We start from the raw sequence: 21,304 nt of genomic DNA, 5'->3' as shown, positions 1-21,304 counted from the left end.
TAATCTTTATCTTCATACGTAGATGGCATCCACATACGGAGATGGGGTCGGGTCGGGATGAGCAACAGCTCGGACACGGACGCGGACAGCGGGGCGGGGGGCGGCGTGCACGACCTCGTCGCGCGACTGCGCCGCGGGATGGCCCACGGTGTGCTGTCCTTCCCGCTCACCAGCTTCCACGACGACGGCTCCCTCGACCTCGACGGCTTCCGTACGCACCTCGAAGCGCAGCTCGCCACCGGCCCCGGAGCCGTCTTCCCGGCCTGCGGCACCGGAGAGTTCTTCTCGCTGGACGAGGAGGAGTACGGGCAGGTGATCGCCGCGGCCGTCGAGGTGACCGCGGGCCGCGTTCCCGTGGTCGCCGGGACCGGATACGGCTGGGCCCAGGCTGCCCGCTTCGCACGGATCGCCGAGCGGGCCGGTGCCGACGCCCTGCTCGTACTGCCGCACTACCTCGTCGCCGCGCCGCAGGACGGGCTCGTCGGGCAGCTGGAGCAGCTGGCGGCCCGCACACGGCTGCCGCTCATCGCGTATCAGCGCGGTCAAGTCGCCTTCGACGTCGACTCGTTGCGGCGGATCGCCCGTATCCCCGGGGTCGTCGGACTCAAGGACGGGCACAGCGACCTCGACCGGTTGCAGCGGCTCACACTCGCCGCGCCCGACGGCTTCCTGTTCTTCAACGGGGCCTCCACCGCGGAGATCCAGGCCCGCGCCTACGCCGCCGTCGGCGTGCCCGCCTATTCGTCGGCCGTGCACGCCTTCGCGCCCGAGATCGCGGACGCCTTCTTCGCGGCCCACGCGCGCGGTGACGACGCCGTGATGGACCGACTGCTGCGCGAGTTCTACGTCCCCTTCGTCGAACTCCGCGACCGGCGGCCCGGATACGCCGTATCCCTGGTGAAGGCCGCCGCCCGACTGCGCGGGCGCCCCGTCGGACCCGTCCGCGCCCCTCTCACCGACCCCTCGGCCGCCGACCTCGCGGACCTGGAGGCGCTGCTCGCGACCGGCCTCGACCTGGTGTCCGCCCTCGTCCCCGTAGGAGCCGCCCTGTGACCCGCGACCTGACCATCACCGAGGTCCGGCTGACCCCGATCCTGGTCGCCGACCCGCCGCTGCTCAACACCCAGGGAGTGCACCAGCCGTACACCCCCCGGCTGATCGTCGAGGTCGTCACCGCGGACGGCGTGACGGGCATCGGCGAGACCTACGGCGACAGCAAGTACCTGGAGCTGGCCCAGCCCTTCGCCGGCAAGCTGCTGGGGCGTCAGGTCTCCGATGTGAACGGGCTGTTCGGGATCGCCGACGACGTCGCCGTCGATCAGGGACGGGTCGACCACCAGGTCGACGTGGGCGGCCTGCGCGGCGTCCAGACCGCCGACAAACTGCGGCTGTCGGTCGTCTCCGGCTTCGAAGTCGCCTGTCTGGACGCGCTCGGCAAGGCCCTCGGACTGCCCGTGCACGCGCTGCTCGGCGGCAAGGTGCGCGACGCCGTGGAGTACAGCGCGTATCTCTTCTACAAGTGGGCCGACCACCCGGAGGGCGTCACCGGCGAGAAGGACGACTGGGGGGCCGCCCTCGATCCGGCCGGAGTCGTCGAGCAGGCACGGAAGTTCACCGAGCGGTACGGGTTCACCTCGTTCAAGCTCAAGGGCGGTGTCTTTCCCCCGGAGGAGGAGATCGCCGCCGTACGGGCCCTGGCGGCGGCCTTTCCCGGCCATCCGCTGCGCCTCGACCCCAACGGCGCCTGGTCCGTGCCGACCTCGCTCAAGGTCGCGGCCGAACTGGGCGACGTGCTCGAATACCTGGAGGATCCCGCGCTCGGTACGCCCGCCATGGCGGAGGTGGCCGCGAAGACGGACGTACCGCTCGCCACCAACATGTGCGTGACCACCTTCGCGGAGATCGAGGAGGCCTTCACCAAGGGGGCCGTACAGGTCGTCCTGTCCGACCACCACTACTGGGGCGGACTGCGCAACACCCGTGAACTGGCCGCGATCTGCCGCACGTTCGGCGTCGCCGTGTCGATGCACTCCAACACCCACCTGGGGATCTCGCTCGCCGCGATGACGCATGTCGCGTCGACCGTCCCCGACCTGCACCACGCCTGTGACTCCCACTACCCCTGGCAGTCCGAGGACGTACTGACCGAACGCCTCGCCTTCGAGGGCGGATCGGTCACGGTGTCCGACGCGCCCGGTCTCGGGGTCGAACTCGACCGCGCCAAGCTGGCCGTCCTGCACCGCCGCTGGCTCGACGACGACGGCTCCCTGCGCGACCGCGACGACGCGGCCGCCATGCGGGTCGCCGACCCCGAGTGGGTCACTCCCCCCGTCCCCCGCTGGTAGCGGCGGCGCGACGACCGGATCCGGAGACGGCCCGCGCGGCCGCTCCGGCGCCGAGGGCGACACCGGGTGCGGCCCGTGCCGTACGACCCGGGGGCGTGCAAAAAGTGGTGGCACACTGGCCTGAATCCGCACCACGCCAGGGAGCCCACCGTGATCGCGTCCAAGGGAGAGGGACCGTACTGCCCCGCCAGGGTCGACCCGCTCGACGGGCTGCGCACCCCCGGGGACCCGCCCTGGGACGTCTACCTCACGGGCACCGTCTTCCTCGACATCATCTTCACCGGGCTCGACTCCGCCCCGGTGCGCGGCACCGAGTCCTGGGCCCGCGGAATGGGGTCGAGCCCCGGCGGGGTGGCGAACATGGCGACCGCACTGGCCCGGCTGGGACTGCGGACCTCCCTGGCGGCGGCCTTCGGGGACGACCACTACGGGGAGTACTGCTGGGACGCGCTCGCCCGGGGCGAGGGCATCGACCTCTCGCCGTCGCGCACCGTGCCCGAGTGGCACTCGCCGGTCACCGTGTCGATGGCGTACGAGGGCGAGCGGACGATGGTCAGCCACGGCCACGAGCCGCCGCCGGAGGAGCCGGCGCCGGAACACGCACCCCGCGCGCGTGCCGCCGTCGCCTCGCTGACACCCGGCACGCGCGCGCCGTGGATCGCCGAGGCGGCCCGGGCGGGCACCCGGATCTTCGCGGACGTCGGCTGGGACGACACCGGCCGCTGGGACCTGGCGGGCCTCGCCGATCTGGAGCACTGCGAGGCGTTCCTGCCGAACGCCGAGGAAGCCATGCGCTACACCGGCGCCGACTGCCCCAAGGCGGCCGCCCACGAGCTGACCGCGCACGTACCGCTGGCCGTCGTCACCCTCGGGGCCGAGGGCGCGTACGCCGTCGACGGGCGGACCGGGGAGAGCGCCGAGGTCCCGGCGATCGCCGTCGAGGCCATGGACCCCACCGGCGCGGGTGACGTCTTCGTCGCCGGATTCGTGATGGGAACGCTGGCCGACTGGCCGCTCGCGGACCGGCTCGCGTTCGCGGGGCTGACCGCCGCGCTCTCCGTCCAGGAGTTCGGCGGCTCCCTGTCGGCCCCCGGCTGGTCCGAGATCTCCGCGTGGTGGCGCCGGGTGCAGTCGGTCGAGGACCAGGATCCGGCGGCGCTGGCCCGGTACGCGTTCCTGGAGGGCCTGATCCCCGAGGAGAGCCGGCCGTGGCCGCTGCGGCGGGCGGTCCCCACGATCGGCTTCGGCCGCTCGGCGTGAGGCCTCCGGGGGCCTGCCCGGGGCCTGCCGGAACCCGGCTCCTCGGACGCCGGCCACGCCGACACGGGAGACCTCGGATGCGGGTGCGGTCGCAGAGGCGTACGAAAAGCCCTACGGCGATGTCAGTGCTGCGACGTACCCTTGGCAGTGCCAAGCCGGCCCCGCGCCGGCGCCCCCGTACGAGGAGGACGAGCAAGGCCTACAGAGCCGGCCCATGACTGACACACCCACAGTGCAGAGCCCCGCGCAGGGGCAGGCAAGAGCGCAGTTCACCGTTCCGGCCGCGCACCCCATGGTGACCGTGCTGGGTTCTGCGGACGCCCTCCTGCGCGTGATCGAGAAGGCCTTCCCGGCGGCCGACATCCACGTCCGGGGCAATGAGATCAACGCGGTCGGCGACGCCGGTGAAGTCGCTCTCGTCCAGCGTCTGTTCGACGAGATGATGCTCGTGCTCCGCACGGGACAGCCCATGACGGAGGACGCAGTGGAACGCTCGATCGCCATGCTCCGGGCGAGCGGGAACGGGGAGGGTGACGGCCAGGAGACCCCGGCCGAGGTGCTCACACAGAACATCCTGTCCTCGCGCGGCCGCACGATCCGCCCCAAGACGCTCAACCAGAAGCGGTACGTCGACGCCATCGACAAGCACACGATCGTCTTCGGCATCGGACCCGCCGGCACCGGCAAGACCTACCTCGCCATGGCCAAGGCCGTGCAGGCCCTGCAGTCCAAGCAGGTCAACCGGATCATCCTCACCCGCCCGGCCGTGGAAGCGGGCGAACGCCTCGGCTTCCTGCCCGGCACGCTCTACGAGAAGATCGACCCGTATCTGCGCCCGCTGTACGACGCGCTGCACGACATGCTCGACCCCGACTCCATCCCGAAGCTGATGGCTTCGGGCACGATCGAGGTCGCGCCGCTGGCATATATGAGGGGCAGAAGCCTCAATGACGCCTTCATCATCCTGGACGAGGCCCAGAACACGAGCCCCGAGCAGATGAAGATGTTCCTCACCCGGCTCGGCTTCGAGTCGAAGATCGTGATCACGGGTGATGTGACGCAGGTCGACCTCCCCAGCGGTACGAAGTCCGGTCTGCGCCAGGTCCAGGACATCCTGGAGGGCCTCGACGACGTCCACTTCTCGCGCCTCACGTCCCAGGATGTCGTTCGGCACAAGCTGGTCGGCCGTATCGTCGACGCGTACGAGAAGTACGACAGCGAGAACGGCACCGAGAACGGCTCCCACAAGGGCCGCGGCAAAGCCGGCAACCGAGGGAAGTAGACCAGCACGCCCATGTCGATCGACGTCAACAACGAATCCGGAACCGAGGTCGACGAGCAGGCGATCCTCGACATCGCCCGCTACGCGCTCGCGCGGATGCGCATCCACCCGCTCTCCGAGCTGTCGGTGATCGTCGTGGACACCGACGCCATGGAGCAGCTGCACATCCAGTGGATGGACCTGCCCGGTCCGACGGACGTCATGTCCTTCCCGATGGACGAGCTGCGTCCGCCGATGAAGGACGACGACGAGCCGCCGCAGGGCCTGCTCGGCGACATCGTGCTCTGCCCGGAGGTCGCCGAGCAGCAGGGCAAGGACGCCCCGACGCAGCACTCCAAGGACGAGGAGCTCCAACTGCTCACCGTCCACGGGGTGCTGCACCTGCTCGGTTACGACCACGAGGAGCCCGACGAGAAGGCCGAGATGTTCGGTCTGCAGGCGGCCATCGTGGACGGCTGGCGCGCGGAGCAGGGGCTGACCGGCCCGTCACCGGCCCCGACCGTCGCCTAGCAGTCGGAGCCGAGTACTCATGAGTCCCCAGCTCGTCGTCGGCGCCATCGCGCTGGTCGTGGTCGCCTGGCTCGCCGCCTGCGCGGAGGCGGGCCTCGCCCGCGTCTCCAGCTTCCGGGCGGAGGAGGCCGTACGCAGCGGACGGCGCGGCAGTGCCAAGCTCGCGCAGGTCGCCGCCGACCCGACCCGCTATCTCAACGTGGCCCTCCTGGTGCGCGTCGCCTGCGAGATGGCCGCCGCCGCACTGGTCACCTACGCCTGTCTGAACGAGTTCGACAAGACGTGGCAGGCCCTCGCGGTCGCCATCGGCGTGATGGTGCTCGTGTCGTATGTCGCCGTCGGGGTCTCCCCGCGGACCATCGGCCGCCAGCATCCGCTGAACACGGCGACGGCGGCCGCGTACGTGCTGCTCCCGCTGGCCCGGGTCATGGGCCCGATCCCGCCCCTGCTGATCCTCATCGGCAACGCGCTCACCCCCGGCAAGGGCTTCCGCCGCGGCCCGTTCGCCTCCGAGGCCGAGCTGCGTGCGCTCGTCGACCTCGCGGAGAAGGAGTCCCTCATCGAGGACGACGAGCGCCGCATGGTGCACTCCGTCTTCGAGCTGGGCGACACCCTCGTACGCGAGGTGATGGTCCCGCGGACCGACCTCGTCGTCATCGAGCGCTTCAAGACCATCCGCCAGGCTTTGACGCTCGCCCTGCGCTCCGGCTTCTCCCGGATCCCCGTGACCGGGGAGAGCGAGGACGACATCGTCGGCATCGTGTATTTGAAGGACCTGGCCCGCAAGACGCACATCAGCCGGGACGCCGAGAGCGAGCTGGTGTCCACGGCGATGCGGCCCGCCACCTTCGTCCCCGACACGAAGAACGCGGGCGACCTGCTGCGCGAGATGCAGCAGGAGCGCAACCACGTCGCCGTCGTCATCGACGAGTACGGCGGCACGGCCGGGATCGTCACCATCGAGGACATCCTGGAGGAGATCGTCGGCGAGATCACCGACGAGTACGACCGGGAGCTGCCGCCGATCGAGGACCTCGGCGACGACCGCTTCCGGGTGACGGCCCGGCTGGACATCGGCGACCTCGGCGAGTTGTACGGCTTCGAGGCGTACGACGACGAGGACGTGGAGACGGTCGGCGGACTGCTGGCGAAGGCGCTCGGCCGGGTGCCGATCGCCGGCGCCTCCTCGGCCGTCCAGCTCCCCGACGGCCGGGAGCTGCGGCTGACCGCGGAGGCCGCCGCCGGGCGCCGCAACAAGATCGTGACGGTCCTGGTGGAGCCGACGGGGCCGGTTCCCGAGGCGGGCGCGGAGGCGAAGCCGGAGTGACGCCCGACGAACTGCGCGCGTTCTGCCTGTCCTTCAACGAGGCCGTCGAGGACTTTCCCTTCAATCCGGACACCTCGGTGTTCAAGGTGCTCGGGAAGGTGTTCGCGTTGAGTCATCTGGGTGGGCGGCCGCTCACGGTGAATCTGAAGTGTGATCCGGAGGACGCGGTGCGGCTTCGTGAGGAGCACCCCGGGCTGGTGGTGCCCGGGTGGCACATGAACAAGCGGCACTGGAACACGGTGACGGTGGATGGTTCGCTGCCCGGGCGTCTCGTCCGGGAGCTTGTCGAGGACTCGTACGATCTGGTGGTCGCGGGGCTTCCCCGGGCGGAGCGGCTCCGGCTGGACCGGCCGTAGGACGGGCTGAGACCGGGCTGAGAAGGACGGGCTGAGACCGGGCTGAGACCGGGCTGAGACCGGGCTGAGAATCATCCGCGCCTCAGGCCGAAGGCGACCAGTATCGACGCCGCCAGGACGATGGCCGCGTCCAGGAGCAGGACGGTGTGGACGCCGGAGAGCAGGTCGGGGGACGTGGTGGCGAGGACGCCCAGCAGCGGGATGCCGATGGTGAGGCCGACCTGCTGGGTCGAGGTCACCAGGCCTGTGGCCAGGCCCTGTTCGGCGTCGGGTACGCCCGAGGTGACGGTCAGGCCGTACGAGATGATCGCGCCGAGATGGCACATGCTGGCCAGTGAGACGGCCGTGGTGGCGAGCCACACCGAGCCGCCGCCCTCGCCGACGCCGAGCAGCGCGCCGATGAACAGACCCTGACCGGCCAGCGAGCCGACCAGCGTGCGGCGGGCGCCGAAGCGGCCGATGACCTTCGGGGCGTACACGCCCGCGACGGCCGACATGACGCCCTGCACGCCGAAGACCAGACCCGCCCGGAAGGCGGAGAGTCCCAGGGTCTCCTGGAGGTACAGGGTCAGGACGAAGACCACCGTCGACATCATCGAGAAGGTGACCAGGCCGCCCAGGTTGCCCCACGCGACCGTGCGCCGGCTCAGCATGGGCAGACTGACCAGCGGAGACGCGGTGCGCGACTCGACGTACACGAAGGCGGCGAGCAGCAGGACGCCGACGATCAGTGTCGCGACGACGTCCGCGCCGCCGAAGCCGCGCTCGGCCGCCGTCGACAGGGCGTAGATCAGGGAGAGCAGGCCGCCGGTGACCGTGACCGCACCCGGTACGTCCAGCCGCGGTCGGTCCGGATCGGGCGAGCCGCCCGTGGTCTTGGGGTCGCGGGGGCGTGACCCGGGCAGCAGGCCCGGGGCCAGCGGCAGCACGATCAGGGCGAAGAGCGAGAGCAGACCCATCGTGGAGCGCCAGGTCAGCAGGTCCGTCAGGACTCCGCCCGCCACCATGCCGACGGTGAAGCCGAGCGAGAGGAGCGTCCCGGAGATGCCGAGGGCGCGGTCGCGGGCGGGGCCCTCCGCGAAGGTCGTGGTCAGCAGGGACATGCCCGTCGGCACGATGGCCGCCGCGCCCAGGCCCTGCAGGGCCCGTCCGGTCAGGAACGATCCCGGGTCCCAGGCGAAGGTCGCCAGCAGCGAGGCCGCGCCGAAGACGGCGAGCCCGGTCAGGAACAGCCGGCGGCGGCCGTACAGGTCGCCCATCCGGCCGAAGAGCAGCAGGAAGCCGCCGGAGGGCAGCGCGAACGCCGTGACGGCCCACTGGAGTCCGGCCTGGCTCATGCCCAGGTCCTCGCCGAGCACGGGCAGTGCCACGTTCAGCACGGAGAAGTCGAGCGCGACCATGAACTGCGCCGCGCACAGCACGAAGAGGACCAGCTTGTCGCGCGTCGACAGCCGGCCGCCGGCCGGGGACGTCGGTGGGGGAGCGGAGGGGGTGAGGGTCGTGTCGATCGCCATGGGCAAGAGCTTCCAGCGGCCGGAATATCCGTGGGGAGCGCGAACTTATGCTGGTGGTCGCACCACCAGTCATCCGGAGGGGGATTCGTACCGTGGCTGAGGACGCGCTGAAGGCCCATCGGCTGCGCGAGCTGCGCGAGTTCCTGATGAGCCGCCGGGCCCGGGTCTCCCCGGCCGAGGCGGGACTCCCCGCCGGCGGTGCCCGGCGCCGCACACCCGGCCTGCGCCGCGAGGAGGTCGCCGTCCTCGCGGGCGTGGGCGCGTCCTGGTACCAGTGGCTGGAGCAGGGGCGGGACATCTCCGTCTCGCCGCAGGTGCTCGACTCGGTCGCCCGCGTACTGCGGCTCAGCAACGCCGAGCGCCGTCACCTGTACGTGCTGGCCGGGCTGAACCCGCCCGCGCCCGAAGTCGCCCCCGGGGACCGGGACATGTGCGACGGGCTGCGGCGGCTGATCGACACGTGGATGCCGTATCCGGCGCACATCATGGACCCGTACTACAACTGCGTGATGTACAACGACGCCGCAGGCATGGCCCTCGGCATGCGTCCCGAGAACTCGCAGAACTGCGTCGTCGACTTCTTCACCGACCCGCTCTACCGGGGCCGTTCCCGGACCTGGGAGGTGAACGCCCGCACGGTCGTCGCGCAGTTCCGTGCCTCCTGCGCGGCCGCCCCCGAGGACGAGGGCTTCCAGGCGCTGCTGGCCCAACTCCGCGAGGTCAGCGCCGAGTTCGGGGCGCTCTGGGACCGCCGGGACATCGAGCACGCGGGGCAGATCCGCAAGGAGCTCGACCATCCGCTGGTCGGTCTGCTGAGCCTGGAGTCCACCGCGATGAAGGTGCCGGCGCGGCCGGATCTCACCATCGTGCTGCACACGCCGCTGCCGGAGGCCAACACCGCCGCCAAGCTGGAGTGGCTGGCCTCGCCCGAGGGGCGGCGGGGGTCGATGTACCCGGTGGCCGGGTAGCCGCGGACCGCTGATCGCCGCGGATCACTGGTGACCGCGGACCGCTGCGCGCGGTCCGGGGGGTCCTTCGTATGCTCGGGGCATGACCGACAGCAGCGCGCTCGACCCCGAGGACCGCAAGATCGTCACCCTGGCCCGCTCCGCGCGGGCGCGTAACGGTGTGCCCGAAGGGGCGGCCGTACGGGACGAGACCGGACGTACGTATGTGGCCGGGACCGTTGCCCTCGACTCGCTGAAGCTGAGCGCGTTGCAGGCCGCGGTGGCGATGGCGGTGGCGTCCGGGGCGACGTCCTTGGAGGCGGCGGCGGTGGTGTCCGAGGCGGCAACCGCGTCTGCGGTTGATCTTGCGGCGGTGCGGGACCTTGGGGGGCCCGGGACCCCGGTGCTGGTCGCGGGGCCCGACGGGGCCCTGCGCTCCACCTTGACTGCGGGCTGAGGCCCTACGGGGTTTTCGCCCCCGCCGCCCCCGCCGCCCCTGCCCGTCCCGTACCTGGGGGCTCCGCCCCCAGACCCCCGTGTCGCGCTGACGCGCTCGTCCTCAATCGCCGGACGGGCTAAGAAATAGCCCCTCCGGTGATTGAGGAACGGGGTCCGGGGCGGAGGGGGCGAAACACGGCCGTTCCGCAGGGCCAACTTCGGCCACTTTTGGGGACCCCGTGGGAATCCCTTGCAATCCCAGGCCGCTCGCGCATCAATGGAACCGGTAATTCCGACGGACCGTCAGATCGGTCGCCGCACCGCGTGCCGCACCTGCGCACGGCACGGCCGTGCACGCATCTCCCCCCGTCCGCACCGGCGTCCCGGTGCCGATCCCGTATGCCCGGCCGACGGTCGGCGGCTGTCCCCCCACATGGCAATTCCCGTACAAGGGAAGGGAATCCAATGACACGCACCCGCTTGGGAATCGGCGCGGCGTTAGCTGCCGGCACCCTGGCCGCGACCGGCCTGGCGCTCGCGCCGACCGCCGCGGCCGTCACCCCGCAGTCGGCCACCATCAACGCGACCTGCAGCATCGGCGGCACCGGCGCGGCCACGCTCACGGCCACCCAGACCGGCACCGCGGCCACCATCACCCTCACCTCGACCGAGATCAAGGCCCCGCTCTCGGTGGGCCAGGACTCCATCGCCTCCACCCTGACGCTGGTGAAGGCCGGCGGCGGGAACTCCGTCTTCACCGGCCAGAAGAACCCCGCGATCCCCGCGGGCGGCGGGGTCACCGTAGGACCGCTGGACGGCACCGTCGCCGCCGGGGACAGCCTGGAGGCGTTCGGCGGCGATCTGAAGATGGTGGTCTTCGGGATCACCATCACCTGTACCGCGGGCGGGCCGCAGTCCCCGGGCCCCTTCGTGTTCGAGTAGGGCTCCGGGGCGAGCCCGCAGCCGAGGACCGGTGTCGCGCATGCGCGGCACCGGTTCCGGTGGTCAGGTCAGAGCGCGTCCGGCCCGCGCTCACCCGTCCGCACCCGCACCACCGTCTCCACCGGTACCGCCCAGACCTTCCCGTCACCGATCTTCCCGGTGTACGCGGCCCTGACGACGGCGTCGATCGCGGCATCCGCGTCGGCGTCGTCGACGACGACCTCGATCCGGACCTTGGGGACGAGATCGACCCGGTACTCGGCTCCGCGGTACACCTCGGTGTGGCCGCGCTGACGGCCGTACCCGCTGGCCTCGGTGACGGTCAGGCCGTGCACGCCGAGTTCCTGGAGGGCGGTCTTGACCTCGTCGAGGCGGTACGGCTTGACGATGGCGGTGATGAGCTTCATGCCTGGGTCTTGACCTTCTGCGCGGTGGGGACGGATGAGGAGACCGGGGCCCCGTGGCCCAGGACCCCGTGATCGTAGGCGCTCTCGGCGTGCACCGTAAGGTCCAGACCCGTCTGCTCCTGCTCCTCGTCCGCCCGGAAGCCCAGGAGCCGGTCGAGCAGCTTGCCGATGCCGTACGTGACGACGAATGCGTACGCCCCCACGGCCGCGACGGCGACCAGCTGCTTGCCGAGCTGGGCGAGTCCGCCGCCGTACAGGAGGCCCTCCGCCCCGCCCGTCATCGCCTCCGTCGCGAAGACGCCGATGAGCAGCGTGCCGATGATGCCGCCGACCAGGTGGACACCGACGACGTCCAGCGAGTCGTCGTAGTTCAGCTTGAACTTCCAGCCCACGGCGTACGAGCAGACGACACCGGCGGCGAGACCCACGACCAGCGCGCCGATCAGCGACACCGACCCGCAGGACGGGGTGATGGCGACCAGGCCCGCGACCGCGCCGGACGCCGCGCCCAGGGTGGTGGGGTGGCCGCGCCGCTGCTCCACGAAGAGCCAGCCGAGCAGGCCGGTGCAGCCGGCGGCGAGGGTGTTCAGGAAGGCGGCGGCGGCCAGGCCGTTGGCGCCGAGCGCCGAGCCGGCGTTGAAGCCGAACCAGCCGAACCAGAGCAGACCGGCGCCCAGCATCACCATCGGCAGGTTGTGCGGGCGCATCGCGTCCTTCTTGAAGCCAAGACGCGGGCCGAGGACCAGGCACAGGGCGAGTCCGGAGGCACCCGAGGTGATCTCGACCGGCAGACCGCCCGCGAAGTCCAGCGCACCCAGCTTGTCCAGGATCCAGCCGCCGGGACCCCACACCCAGTGGGCGACGGGAACGTATACGAGCAGCGCCCACAGCGGCACGAAGACCAGCCATGCCCCGAACTTCGCGCGGTCCGCGATCGCGCCGCTGACCAGCGCGGCCGTGATGATCGCGAAGGTCAGCTGGAAGGTCGCGAAGAGCAGGGTGGGCACGGTGCCGTGGACGCTGTCCGGGCCGAGGCCCGCCATGCCGGCGTGCCGCAGGTCGCCGACGAGCCCGCCGAACGCGTCGTCGCCGAACGCGAGGGAGTAGCCGGCGGCCAGCCAGACGACCGTGACCAGGGCGATCGACACGAAGCTCATCATCAGCATGTTGAGGACACTCTTCGTGCGGACCATGCCGCCGTAGAAGAGGGCCAGGCCCGGGGTCATCAGCAGTACGAGCGCGGTGGCGGCGAGCAGCCAGGCGGTGTCGCCGGTGTCGATGCGAGCGGCGGCCAGGGGGACGGTCTCCACGGACGGATCTCCTCGGTGCGGGGGCGTCCGTCAGAGGGTCACCGGCCCGCGTTTCGGACGGCGCACACCCGCGTTTCCGGCGTGTTTCGTGTTGCGAGGGCGTTTCCGGAAGCTCACCGCGGCGCTCCGGGGCGCACGGCGTGCACCGGGCCTCCGACGATCAGGGACAATGGGCGCCATGAGCGTTCGTACCCAGCCTCCCGAGCCGCCGGAATCTTCGGAGGCACCCCACCGCGCCGGCTTCGCCTGCTTCGTGGGCCGCCCCAACGCGGGCAAGTCCACCCTCACGAATGCTCTGGTCGGCCAGAAGGTGGCGATCACCGCGGACCAGCCGCAGACCACGCGGCACACGGTCCGGGGCATCGTGCACCGCCCGGACGCCCAGCTGATCCTGGTGGACACCCCCGGGCTGCACAAGCCGCGCACGCTGCTCGGCGAGCGGCTCAACGACATCGTCCGCACCACCTGGGCCGAGGTCGACGTCATCGGCTTCTGCCTGCCCGCGAACGAGAAGCTGGGCCCCGGCGACCGCTTCATCGCGAAGGAGCTGGCGTCGATCAAGAAGACGCCGAAGATCGCGATCGTCACGAAGACCGACCTCGTGGACGGCAGGACACTCGCCGAGCAGCTCATCGCGATCGACCAGCTCGGTACGGAGCTCGGCTTCGAGTGGGCCGAGATCGTGCCGGTGTCGGCGGTCGCCGACGAGCAGGTGGACCTGCTGGCCGATCTGATCGTCCCGCTGCTGCCCGAGGGACCCGCGCTCTACCCCGAGGGCGACCTCACGGACGAGCCCGAGCAGGTGATGGTGGCCGAGCTGATCCGCGAGGCGGCCCTGGAGGGAGTGCGGGACGAACTGCCGCACTCCATCGCCGTCGTCGTCGAGGAGATGCTGCCGCGCGAGGACCGGCCCGCCGACAGGCCCCTGCTCGACATCCACGCCTTCGTCTACATCGAGCGGCCCAGCCAGAAGGGCATCATCATCGGGCCCAAGGGCAAGCGGCTGAAGGAGGTCGGCATCAAGTCCCGCAAGCAGATCGAGGCACTGCTGGGTACGCCGGTCTTCCTCGACCTCCATGTGAAGGTCGCCAAGGACTGGCAGCGCGACCCCCGCCAGCTGCGCAAGCTGGGCTTCTGAGGGTCCGGGTCCTGGGGATCCGCAGGCCAGGGCCCGCGGGTCCGTGAAGAGACGCCGTACGACATTGCAGTCGGCTGCCGCCTCGCCCGCGAGCGGCGTCGCCCTCGCGTTCCGGGCGAGGACACCGCCGTAGACGGTCATGATCTGCGCGGGTGCGTCGTGAGCCGGTCGGGGATCAGCAGCGGACCGGGCCGGATGGGGACGGACGCTGCAGCTATTCCGGGGGCTCCGCGATGAGTGCCGTGGCGACCCGCCGGAAACCGAGCCGGCCGTACATGCGGGCCACGTCGTCGTCCCCGGCCGACAGGAACACCGTCTCGACGCCGCGGGTCCTCGCGTCGGTCACCAGGGCGGCGGTGACGGCGAGGCCCAGGCCGCGCCGGCGTGCGGACGGCAGGGTGCCGACACCCGCGATCTCGCTCACCCCGCCGACGGGCAGATGCATCCCGGAGCAGAGGACGCCGCCGTTCTCGACCGCCGCGGCCAGCACCGTGCGGCCCGCCCGGATGCGGTCCGCGGCGGCGGGCACGTCACCGGCGCGGGCGGTGGTCTCGGCGGTCAGTTCGGCGGGTCCTGCCTCGCCCACCGCGGTGCCGGGCGTCGCGAAGGCCAGGTGCGGCACCGCCAACGCGCCTGCCAGGAGCGGGTCTTCGGGGCCGAGGATGCGGACCAGGGGGTGCGGCGCGGGCAGCGGCGCGTCCCCGTCCCGGATCATCAGCGGATGGTCGTGCACCCGAAGGCCCGACGCCTCGACTCCCCGTCGCAGGTCCGGAGTCACCTCCGCCACCCACTCGAACGCCTCGGGCACTCCCAGCTCCCGCTGCCGGGCCCGGACCCGGTCGATGTCCTCGGCGCCGGCCGCCCGGCCCGTCCAGCCCTGCGTGGGCCGCGCGTAGTACGGAAAGCCGGTGGTCTCCCGGACGAAGAGGGTGAGTGGTCCGAAGTCCTCGGCCCGGGCCGAGGCGCGCGGTACCGCGTCGTAGTAGCGCTCGAGCCGGCCGTGGGACTGATGCAGGGTGGTCATGGCCGCCATCCAAGACGAACAGCCCCGCCCTGGCACCTGAATTCGGCCCCGGCGGCGATCGACAGCCCGCCCCGGCGACCATGGAGCTCGGTTCCGACGGTCATCGCCGGGCCGGGCCGGTGGCCGTCAACGCGGCCTCAGCGGCCGCCAACGGGCCTCGGCAAGGCGCCAACGGGCCCCGGCAGGCGTCAACGCTGCCCCGGCAAGGCGCCGATCCGGCCTCGGTAAGGCGCCAACCCGGCCTCGGTAGGGCGCCAACCCGGCCTCGGTAAGGCGCCAACCCGGCCCCGGCGACTGTCGAGTGAGCTCCGCCGGCTCAGTCCACCCCCTTGATGCGCACCACCAGCAGCGCCCCGGCCAGCCCGATCACCGCAGCCACCAGGTACAGGACGCGATAGCCGCCCAGGTACGTCACGAGCGGGGCGGCCAGGACGGGGGCGGCGACCTGGGGGAGGGCGTTGGCCACGTTGATCACCCCGAGGTCCTTGCCGCGGTCCATCGCTCTGGGCAGGACGTCCGTCATCAGTGCGAAGTCCACCGAGGTGAAGACACCGAAGCCGACGCCGAGGACCGCCGCGGCGACGATCGCGCCCGGCCAGGTCTGCCGGCCGGCGAGGGCGGCCGTGGCCACCGCCATCAGCACCCCCGACCAGATGACGAAGGGCTTGCGGCGGCCCACCCGGTCCGACCAGGCGCCGCCGACCACGACCGTGGCGAGGAGTGTCACCCCGTTCACCGCCGTGAGGATCAGCACGCCCTCCTCCGGGTCCGCGTAATGCAGCCGGTCCCGCAGGTAATAGAGCAGGTAGAGCAGTACGAGCGCGTTGCTCAGGTTGATCAGGAAGCGGGTCAGCCAGGCCCAGGCCAGGTCCGGATGGCGGCGGGGGCTCAGCCAGAAGGAGGCCAGGAAGGCGCGCCGGGACCAGGGCGGCCGGGCCGCGGGCGGCAGCCGCAGATCCCGGTGGCCGAGGACGTACGGCAGGACGCCCACCAGCGTGAACAGCGCGCAGGCCGCATAGCCCGCGACCACCCCGCCGGTCACCGTCGCCAGCCCCGTGCCCCCGACCACGCCCAGGATCTGCGCGGCCCCCAACCAGCCGCCCACGGAACCCCGTTGGAGCCGCGGCACCCGGTCCGGCACCGCCGCCGTGACCGCGGCGAAGGCGGCGTTCAGGGTCAACTGGACCAGGCACCACCCCGCCGCCATCGTCCACACCCCGCCCGCGCCCGCGAGGAGCAGCAGGGACAGCGCGCCGCCCGCCGCCCCCGCGACGATCCACGGCGTACGGCGCCCCCGCCGTGCCGTCGTGCGGTCCGACAGCGCGCCGAAGAACGGGTTGGCGACCAGCGAGACGACCGCGCCCGCGCCCGTCACCCACGCCAGCACGGTCTCCTTCGACATCCCCGTGCCGGGCGCGAAGTCCGCCGCCTGGGAGGCCAGCAGGATCTGCAGCGGGCCGTACCAGCCCACCCAGATCGCCCCGTTGGCGAGCGAGAGCGACGCGGTCCAGCCGCGGCCGACCCGCTCGACCGGCTCGGCGAGGGCCGGCGCCAGGGGTGGTGCCGGCTCCGCCGTCATCCCCGGGTCCGCAGGGCGTCCCGCAGCCAGGCGTACGACGCCTTCGGTGTCCGTTCCAGCGTGTCGTAGTCGACGTGGACCAGCCCGAAGCGCCTGGCGTACCCCTCCGCCCACTCGAAGTTGTCCAGCAGCGACCACACGAAGTAGCCGCGTACGTCGACGCCGGCCTCCCACGCCCGGTGCAGCGCCCGGACATGGCCGTCGAGGAACGCGATCCGCTCCTGGTCGTCCAGGCCTTCGTAGGAGCAGCCGTTCTCGGTGATGACGACCGGCGGGAGCCGGTCGCCGTAGCGGTCGCGGAAGCCGGTGAGCAGCTCCGTCAGCGCCTCCGGTACGACGGGCCAGCCGAAGTCGGTGACCGGATAGCCCGTCAGCTCCCTTACGGAAAAGGGGAGTTCGGCTGGGAGCGTGAGGCCGGAGAACTCGATCTCCGCGCCCTCGGGGGCGCCCACCTTGGTCGGCTGGTAGTAGTTGATCCCGTACCAGTCCAGTGGTTCCGCGATGACCTTCAGGTCCGACTCCACGTCGCCCGGGAGGAGTTCGGCGATGCCGTCCGGGTAGCGGCCCAGCAGCAGCGGGTCCGCGAACAGCCGGTTGAGGAGAATGTCGTAGAAGTCGGCCGCCGCCACGTCCTCGGGCCGCTCCGAGGCCGCCCAGGTCGGGCCGTGCGAGTTGGCGATCCCGAGGTCCGTGACGCCGGCCGCGCGCAGCGCCCGTACACCGAGACCGTGCGCCAGCAGCTGGTGGTGGGCCACCGGCAGCGCGTCGAACAGCAGCTGCTTGCCCGGCGCGTGCGCACCCAGGGCGTGCCCCAACAGGGTGTGTTCCGCGGGCTCGTTGAGGGTGATCCACTTCTGCACGCGGTCGCCGAGGCGCCCGGCGACGACCGCGGCGTACTCGGCGAAGCGCTCCGCCGTGTCGCGGTTCAGCCAGTCCAGGTCCACCGGCAGGTCCCAGTGGAAGAGCGTCGGCACCGGCCGTACGCCAGCCGCGCACAGCTCGTCGACGAGGCGGTCGTAGAAGTCCAGACCGCCGGGGGAGTTCACCCGGGGCCAGGAGACGGAGAAGCGGTACGCGTCCACACCGAGACCGGCGAGGAGCGCCACGTCCTCCTGATAGCGGTGGTAGTGGTCGCATGCCACCGCCGCCGTCGAGCCGTCCTTGACCCGTCCGGGCTCGGCGGTGAAGGCGTCCCAGACGGAGGGTTCGCGCAGGTCGGCGGCCCCCTCGATCTGGTGGGCCGAGGTGGACACGCCCCAGAGAAAGCCGGGCGGGAACTGCGGAAGGGGGTTCGTCGCCATGCGCGCGATCATCCGTACCGGCGGTAACGGAAGTCAACGGGGCGGTGTGAAACGGCAGTTACGGATTGTGGGGCGCCCTCGCCCTTTACGCGCCCTCCTTCAACACCCGGGAAATCAGCTGGCGTTGCTCCTCCGTCAGTTTCGGGTCGGCTGCGTACACCGTCTTTCCGTCCACCGTGATCTCGTAGCTGAAGCCGTCCGGAACGCCGATGGGGGCGGCGCCCCGGCCGGCGGCGAGCGCCTGCTCGGCCAGGGTGTGCCACTCGTGGGCATCGGGGCGCCCCGAGGTGTTCACCTCGCCATGACGCTCGATGCCCGCGAATCCGCCCGTGCGCCTTACCTGAATACGCATGGGTCCTGTCTAGTGCGAGTCGGGGCCGGGGGCTAGGACGTAGGTACTCCGACCTGTTCCCATGCCTTCAGGACGGCCTGCAGTTCCTCGCCGTCGTTGAAGCGCGTGCGTGCCGCGGCGACCGTGAGCTTGGCGAAGTCGGTGAACAGGGCCTGCTGGCCCAGTTCACCGCCGGTCAGCACGTCGTACCAGATCTGGCCCGCCCGCTCCCAGGCGTGGCCGCTGAGGGCGTTGGCGGCCAGGTAGAACGCGTGGTTGGGGATGCCCGAGTTGATGTGGACACCGCCGTTGTCGCGACCGGTGCGGACGTAGTCGTCCATGGTCGCCGGCTGCGGGTCCTTCCCGAGCACGTCGTCGTCGTACGCGGTGCCCGGCTCCTTCATGGAGCGCAGCGCCTTGCCGGTGACGCGCGGGGCGAGCAGGCCGGCGCCGATCAGCCAGTCGGCCTCGGCGGCGGTCTGGCCGAGTGTGTACTGCTTGATGAGCGAGCCGAAGACGTCGGACATCGACTCGTTGAGGGCGCCCGGCTGGCCGAAGTACGTGAGGTTCGCGGTGTACTGCGTGACGCCGTGGGTCAGTTCGTGACCGATGACGTCGACCGGGATGGTGAAGTCGAGGAAGATCTCGCCGTCACCGTCGCCGAACACCATCTGCTCGCCGTTCCAGAAGGCGTTGTTGTAGTCCCGGTCGAAGTGCACGGTGGCGTTCAGCGGCACGCCCTCGCCGTTGATCGAGTTGCGGGCGTACGCCTTCAGATAGAGCTCGAAGGTGGCGCCGAGGCCGGCGTAGGCGCGGTTGACCGTGGCGTCCTTGCCGGGCTTGTCGCCCTCGCCGCGCACCTTCCGGCCGGGCAGGTCCTGGTGGTGGCGGGCGTCGTAGAGGGTGCGGTGCGGCTTGTCCTCGGCCGCGTCCTTGGGGGGAGCGACGGCGGGGGCGCCGATGACCGTCGTCAGCCGGCGGTGGGTGCGCTCCAGGGCGTCGCGTTCCAGGGTGCGGCGGGCCGGACCGGCGAGCGCGGGGTCCTCCTGCTGGGCGAGTGTGTCGAGGACATGGGGCGGGACGATGGTGCAGAAGACGGGCTCGAAGCCCCCGTTGGTGGTCATGCCCGGCACCCTTGCACTGAGTCATATGCCTGTCACCACCTGCAACCATGATTGGTGAAATGCGGCAATAAGGAACCATGCCCTCCGCCCGTAAGTGGTATGGCGCACTTTTTGTCTGGATCGTGTCGCCGGTCCCGCATACTGATACAGGCCCCCGCGACCGGCTCGGCTCGGCTAGGCTGCGGAGCATCATGCGTTTCGGGCTGCTTCTCCTTAGCTGCCGCGGCGAGGGCCTGTAGTCGTAGGCCGACCCCCTCCCCGCGGAGTCTGGCGTTGCGCCGTCGGCCGTCCTTTCGGACACCTTCGAGGAGCCCTCGCATCATGCCGAACCGTCAGCAGCCCACCTCCCTGCCGATCCACCGGTACCACCCGTACGACCAGGTCGACATCCCCGACCGTACGTGGCCGGACCAGCGGATCACCGTCGCTCCCCGGTGGCTCTCCACCGACCTGCGTGACGGCAACCAAGCGCTGATCGACCCCATGTCGCCCGCCCGCAAGCGCGAGATGTTCGACCTGCTGGTGAAGATGGGCTACAAGGAGATCGAGGTCGGCTTCCCCGCCTCCGGCCAGACCGACTTCGATTTCGTCCGCTCGATCATCGAGGACGAGACGGCGATCCCCGACGACGTCACGATCTCCGTACTGACCCAGGCCCGCGAGGACCTGATCGAGCGCACGGTGGAGTCCCTGGTCGGCGCCAAGCGTGCGACGGTCCACCTGTACAACGCCACGGCCCCCGTCTTCCGCCGGGTCGTCTTCCGCGGCTCCAAGGACCAGATCAAGCAGATCGCCGTCGACGGCACCCGGCTGGTCGTGGAGTACGCCGAGAAGCTGCTGGACGAGCGGACCGCCTTCGGCTACCAGTACAGCCCCGAGATCTTCACGGACACCGAGATCGACTTCGCCCTGGAGGTCTGCGAAGCGGTCATGGACGTCTGGCAGCCCGGCCCGGACCGCGAGATCATCCTCAACCTGCCTGCCACGGTGGAGCGTTCGACCCCGTCCACGCACGCGGACCGCTTCGAGTGGATGAGCCGGAACCTGTCCCGCCGCGAGTACGTCTGCCTGTCCGTCCACCCGCACAACGACCGCGGTACGGCGGTGGCGGCGGCCGAGCTGGCGCTGATGGCCGGCGCCGACCGCATCGAGGGCTGCCTGTTCGGGCAGGGCGAGCGCACCGGCAACGTCGACCTGGTCACCCTGGGCATGAACCTGTTCAGCCAGGGCGTGGATCCGCAGATCGACTTCTCCCAGATCGACGAGATCCGCCGCACCGCCGAGTACTGCAACCAGATGGAGGTCCACCCGCGCCACCCGTACGTGGGCGACCTGGTCTATACCTCCTTCTCCGGCTCCCACCAGGACGCCATCAAGAAGGGCTTCGACGCGATGGAGGCCGACGCGGCCGCCAAGGGCGTCACGGTTGACGACATCGAGTGGGCCGTCCCGTACCTGCCGATCGACCCGAAGGACGTCGGCCGCTCGTACGAGGCCGTCATCCGGGTCAACTCGCAGTCCGGCAAGGGCGGTATCGCGTACGTCCTGAAGAACGACCACAAGCTGGACCTGCCGCGCCGGATGCAGATCGAGTTCTCGAAGATCATCCAGGCGAAGACGGACGCCGAGGGCGGCGAGGTCACCCCGAAGGACATCTGGGCGATCTTCCAGGACGAGTACCTGCCCAACCCCGAGAACGCCTGGGGCCGTGTCCAGGTCAAGACGGGCCAGACGACGACGGACCGCGACGGCATCGACGCGCTGACCGTCGAGGCGTCGGTGGACGGAGAGCACACGGTGCTGACCGGTACCGGCAACGGCCCGATCTCCGCGTTCTTCGACGCCCTGCAGTCCATCGGCATCGACGTACGGCTGCTGGACTACCAGGAGCACACGATGAGCGAGGGCGCGTCCGCGCAGGCCGCCTCGTACATCGAGTGCGCGATCGACGGCCAGGTTCTGTGGGGAATCGGCATCGACGCGAATACGACACGTGCCTCGCTGAAGGCCGTCGTCTCCGCGGTCAACCGCGCGGCTCGCTGAGGAGCCTGACCGGCGCTTTTGTGGCCCCGTCCGCCCTTTTGGGTCGAGGGGGGCCCAGTCTTTCCCTGCCAACCCCCCGTTCAAGATCCCTGGGGTTTCCCCCCTGGTTCCTCCCCCCCACCCAAC

Annotated in this window: 20 protein-coding genes; 12 read left to right on the top strand and 8 right to left on the bottom strand. The window is 71.0% G+C overall.

The annotated features are described in order from the left end of the window. The first annotated feature begins 57 nt into the window (after positions 1-57). The 7 genes from ACFWM2_RS24300 to ACFWM2_RS24270 all read left to right on the top strand — a co-directional run bounded on the left by ACFWM2_RS24300 (position 58) and on the right by ACFWM2_RS24270 (position 7,080). Entirely contained in the window at positions 58-1,053 is a 996-nt protein-coding gene (locus ACFWM2_RS24300) for a 5-dehydro-4-deoxyglucarate dehydratase (protein WP_383283568.1), read from the top strand. Then, positions 1,050-2,345 carry a glucarate dehydratase family protein gene (locus tag ACFWM2_RS24295; RefSeq protein WP_383283565.1) on the top strand — a complete coding sequence of 432 codons (1,296 nt, stop codon included), beginning with the start codon at positions 1,050-1,052 and terminating at the stop codon, positions 2,343-2,345. The genes ACFWM2_RS24300 and ACFWM2_RS24295 overlap by 4 nt, the downstream gene beginning before the upstream one ends. A 150-nt stretch (positions 2,346-2,495) precedes the next feature. Continuing rightward, entirely contained in the window at positions 2,496-3,605 is a 1,110-nt protein-coding gene (locus tag ACFWM2_RS24290; protein WP_383283562.1) for a carbohydrate kinase family protein, read from the top strand. Positions 3,606-3,819: 214 nt separating this feature from the next. Next, positions 3,820-4,887 (top strand): PhoH family protein, encoded by a 1,068-nt coding sequence (locus tag ACFWM2_RS24285; RefSeq protein ID WP_383283559.1) that lies wholly within the window; start codon positions 3,820-3,822, stop codon positions 4,885-4,887. 12 nt (positions 4,888-4,899) lie between these two features. Beyond that, positions 4,900-5,397 (top strand): rRNA maturation RNase YbeY, encoded by a 498-nt coding sequence (gene ybeY / locus ACFWM2_RS24280; RefSeq protein ID WP_383283556.1) that lies wholly within the window; start codon positions 4,900-4,902, stop codon positions 5,395-5,397. A gap of 19 nt (positions 5,398-5,416) precedes the next feature. After that, positions 5,417-6,724, top strand: a complete 1,308-nt coding sequence (locus ACFWM2_RS24275; protein WP_383283553.1) for a hemolysin family protein — start codon at positions 5,417-5,419, stop codon at positions 6,722-6,724. After that, entirely contained in the window at positions 6,721-7,080 is a 360-nt protein-coding gene (locus tag ACFWM2_RS24270) for an MmcQ/YjbR family DNA-binding protein (protein WP_383283550.1), read from the top strand. The genes ACFWM2_RS24275 and ACFWM2_RS24270 overlap by 4 nt, the downstream gene beginning before the upstream one ends. 71 nt (positions 7,081-7,151) lie before the next feature. Here ACFWM2_RS24270 and ACFWM2_RS24265 read toward each other — a convergent pair whose 3' ends face one another. Further along, the gene (locus ACFWM2_RS24265; RefSeq protein WP_383283547.1) at positions 7,152-8,594 is read right to left on the bottom strand and encodes an MFS transporter; all 1,443 of its coding nucleotides are present in this window, start codon (positions 8,592-8,594) and stop codon (positions 7,152-7,154) included. A 47-nt stretch (positions 8,595-8,641) separates the two neighbouring features. Here ACFWM2_RS24265 and ACFWM2_RS24260 point away from each other — a divergent pair, with 47 nt between their 5' ends. The 3 genes from ACFWM2_RS24260 (at position 8,642) to ACFWM2_RS24250 (ending at position 10,921) form a co-directional block, all read left to right on the top strand. After that, entirely contained in the window at positions 8,642-9,562 is a 921-nt protein-coding gene (locus tag ACFWM2_RS24260) for a helix-turn-helix transcriptional regulator (RefSeq protein ID WP_383283544.1), read from the top strand. A gap of 82 nt (positions 9,563-9,644) precedes the next feature. Further along, entirely contained in the window at positions 9,645-9,998 is a 354-nt protein-coding gene (locus tag ACFWM2_RS24255) for a cytidine deaminase (RefSeq protein ID WP_383283542.1), read from the top strand. 446 nt (positions 9,999-10,444) lie between these two features. Then, a complete protein-coding gene (locus tag ACFWM2_RS24250) occupies positions 10,445-10,921 on the top strand; it encodes a hypothetical protein (RefSeq protein WP_383283539.1) in 477 nt (158 codons plus the stop codon). 68 nt (positions 10,922-10,989) lie between these two features. Here the strand turns inward: ACFWM2_RS24250 and ACFWM2_RS24245 are convergent, their stop codons facing one another. Then, the gene (locus tag ACFWM2_RS24245; RefSeq protein ID WP_383283536.1) at positions 10,990-11,328 is read right to left on the bottom strand and encodes a P-II family nitrogen regulator; all 339 of its coding nucleotides are present in this window, start codon (positions 11,326-11,328) and stop codon (positions 10,990-10,992) included. After that, positions 11,325-12,638 carry an ammonium transporter gene (locus tag ACFWM2_RS24240; protein ID WP_383283533.1) on the bottom strand — a complete coding sequence of 438 codons (1,314 nt, stop codon included), beginning with the start codon at positions 12,636-12,638 and terminating at the stop codon, positions 11,325-11,327. Before ACFWM2_RS24240 ends, ACFWM2_RS24245 begins: the two co-directional genes overlap by 4 nt. 169 nt (positions 12,639-12,807) lie before the next feature. Here ACFWM2_RS24240 and era point away from each other — a divergent pair, with 169 nt between their 5' ends. After that, positions 12,808-13,776 carry a GTPase Era gene (gene era / locus ACFWM2_RS24235; RefSeq protein ID WP_383283530.1) on the top strand — a complete coding sequence of 323 codons (969 nt, stop codon included), beginning with the start codon at positions 12,808-12,810 and terminating at the stop codon, positions 13,774-13,776. A gap of 214 nt (positions 13,777-13,990) precedes the next feature. Here era and ACFWM2_RS24230 read toward each other — a convergent pair whose 3' ends face one another. The 5 genes from ACFWM2_RS24230 to ACFWM2_RS24210 form a co-directional block, all read right to left on the bottom strand. Further along, the gene (locus ACFWM2_RS24230) at positions 13,991-14,800 is read right to left on the bottom strand and encodes a GNAT family N-acetyltransferase (protein WP_383283527.1); all 810 of its coding nucleotides are present in this window, start codon (positions 14,798-14,800) and stop codon (positions 13,991-13,993) included. 316 nt (positions 14,801-15,116) lie between these two features. Further along, positions 15,117-16,379 (bottom strand): MFS transporter, encoded by a 1,263-nt coding sequence (locus tag ACFWM2_RS24225; protein WP_383283524.1) that lies wholly within the window; start codon positions 16,377-16,379, stop codon positions 15,117-15,119. Then, entirely contained in the window at positions 16,376-17,692 is a 1,317-nt protein-coding gene (locus ACFWM2_RS24220; protein WP_383283521.1) for a GH1 family beta-glucosidase, read from the bottom strand. The genes ACFWM2_RS24225 and ACFWM2_RS24220 overlap by 4 nt, the downstream gene beginning before the upstream one ends. A gap of 73 nt (positions 17,693-17,765) precedes the next feature. Then, positions 17,766-18,032, bottom strand: a complete 267-nt coding sequence (locus ACFWM2_RS24215; protein WP_383283518.1) for a protealysin inhibitor emfourin — start codon at positions 18,030-18,032, stop codon at positions 17,766-17,768. Positions 18,033-18,064: 32 nt separating this feature from the next. Further along, the gene (locus ACFWM2_RS24210) at positions 18,065-19,135 is read right to left on the bottom strand and encodes a M4 family metallopeptidase (RefSeq protein ID WP_383283515.1); all 1,071 of its coding nucleotides are present in this window, start codon (positions 19,133-19,135) and stop codon (positions 18,065-18,067) included. A 321-nt stretch (positions 19,136-19,456) separates the two neighbouring features. Here ACFWM2_RS24210 and leuA point away from each other — a divergent pair, with 321 nt between their 5' ends. Then, on the top strand, positions 19,457-21,178 hold the full coding sequence (gene leuA, locus ACFWM2_RS24205; RefSeq protein ID WP_383283512.1) for a 2-isopropylmalate synthase: 1,722 nt from the start codon (positions 19,457-19,459) through the stop codon (positions 21,176-21,178). The last annotated feature ends 126 nt before the right edge of the window (positions 21,179-21,304 follow it).

Origin of the sequence: Streptomyces sp. NPDC058371, assembly GCF_042723265.1 — a bacterium.
GTDB lineage: Bacteria > Actinomycetota > Actinomycetes > Streptomycetales > Streptomycetaceae > Streptomyces.
Note: the sequence above shows the minus strand (reverse complement) of the source record. Positions and strands in the feature narration are given on the sequence as shown.

Excerpts from the sequence above, each read along its gene's own strand:
- era (WP_383283530.1), top strand. The coding sequence starts at position 12,808 with ATGGGCGCCATGAGCGTTCGTACCCAGCCTCCCGAGCCGCCGGAATCT.
- ACFWM2_RS24285 (WP_383283559.1), top strand. The coding sequence starts at position 3,820 with ATGACTGACACACCCACAGTGCAGAGCCCCGCGCAGGGGCAGGCAAGA.
- ACFWM2_RS24210 (WP_383283515.1), bottom strand. The coding sequence starts at position 19,135 with ATGACCACCAACGGGGGCTTCGAGCCCGTCTTCTGCACCATCGTCCCG.
- ACFWM2_RS24245 (WP_383283536.1), bottom strand. The coding sequence starts at position 11,328 with ATGAAGCTCATCACCGCCATCGTCAAGCCGTACCGCCTCGACGAGGTC.
- ACFWM2_RS24255 (WP_383283542.1), top strand. The coding sequence starts at position 9,645 with ATGACCGACAGCAGCGCGCTCGACCCCGAGGACCGCAAGATCGTCACC.
- ACFWM2_RS24300 (WP_383283568.1), top strand. The coding sequence starts at position 58 with ATGAGCAACAGCTCGGACACGGACGCGGACAGCGGGGCGGGGGGCGGC.
- ACFWM2_RS24250 (WP_383283539.1), top strand. The coding sequence starts at position 10,445 with ATGACACGCACCCGCTTGGGAATCGGCGCGGCGTTAGCTGCCGGCACC.
- leuA (WP_383283512.1), top strand. The coding sequence starts at position 19,457 with ATGCCGAACCGTCAGCAGCCCACCTCCCTGCCGATCCACCGGTACCAC.
- ybeY (WP_383283556.1), top strand. The coding sequence starts at position 4,900 with ATGTCGATCGACGTCAACAACGAATCCGGAACCGAGGTCGACGAGCAG.
- ACFWM2_RS24225 (WP_383283524.1), bottom strand. The coding sequence starts at position 16,379 with ATGACGGCGGAGCCGGCACCACCCCTGGCGCCGGCCCTCGCCGAGCCG.
- ACFWM2_RS24275 (WP_383283553.1), top strand. The coding sequence starts at position 5,417 with ATGAGTCCCCAGCTCGTCGTCGGCGCCATCGCGCTGGTCGTGGTCGCC.
- ACFWM2_RS24230 (WP_383283527.1), bottom strand. The coding sequence starts at position 14,800 with ATGACCACCCTGCATCAGTCCCACGGCCGGCTCGAGCGCTACTACGAC.
- ACFWM2_RS24215 (WP_383283518.1), bottom strand. The coding sequence starts at position 18,032 with ATGCGTATTCAGGTAAGGCGCACGGGCGGATTCGCGGGCATCGAGCGT.
- ACFWM2_RS24260 (WP_383283544.1), top strand. The coding sequence starts at position 8,642 with ATGCTGGTGGTCGCACCACCAGTCATCCGGAGGGGGATTCGTACCGTG.
- ACFWM2_RS24265 (WP_383283547.1), bottom strand. The coding sequence starts at position 8,594 with ATGGCGATCGACACGACCCTCACCCCCTCCGCTCCCCCACCGACGTCC.
- ACFWM2_RS24220 (WP_383283521.1), bottom strand. The coding sequence starts at position 17,692 with ATGATCGCGCGCATGGCGACGAACCCCCTTCCGCAGTTCCCGCCCGGC.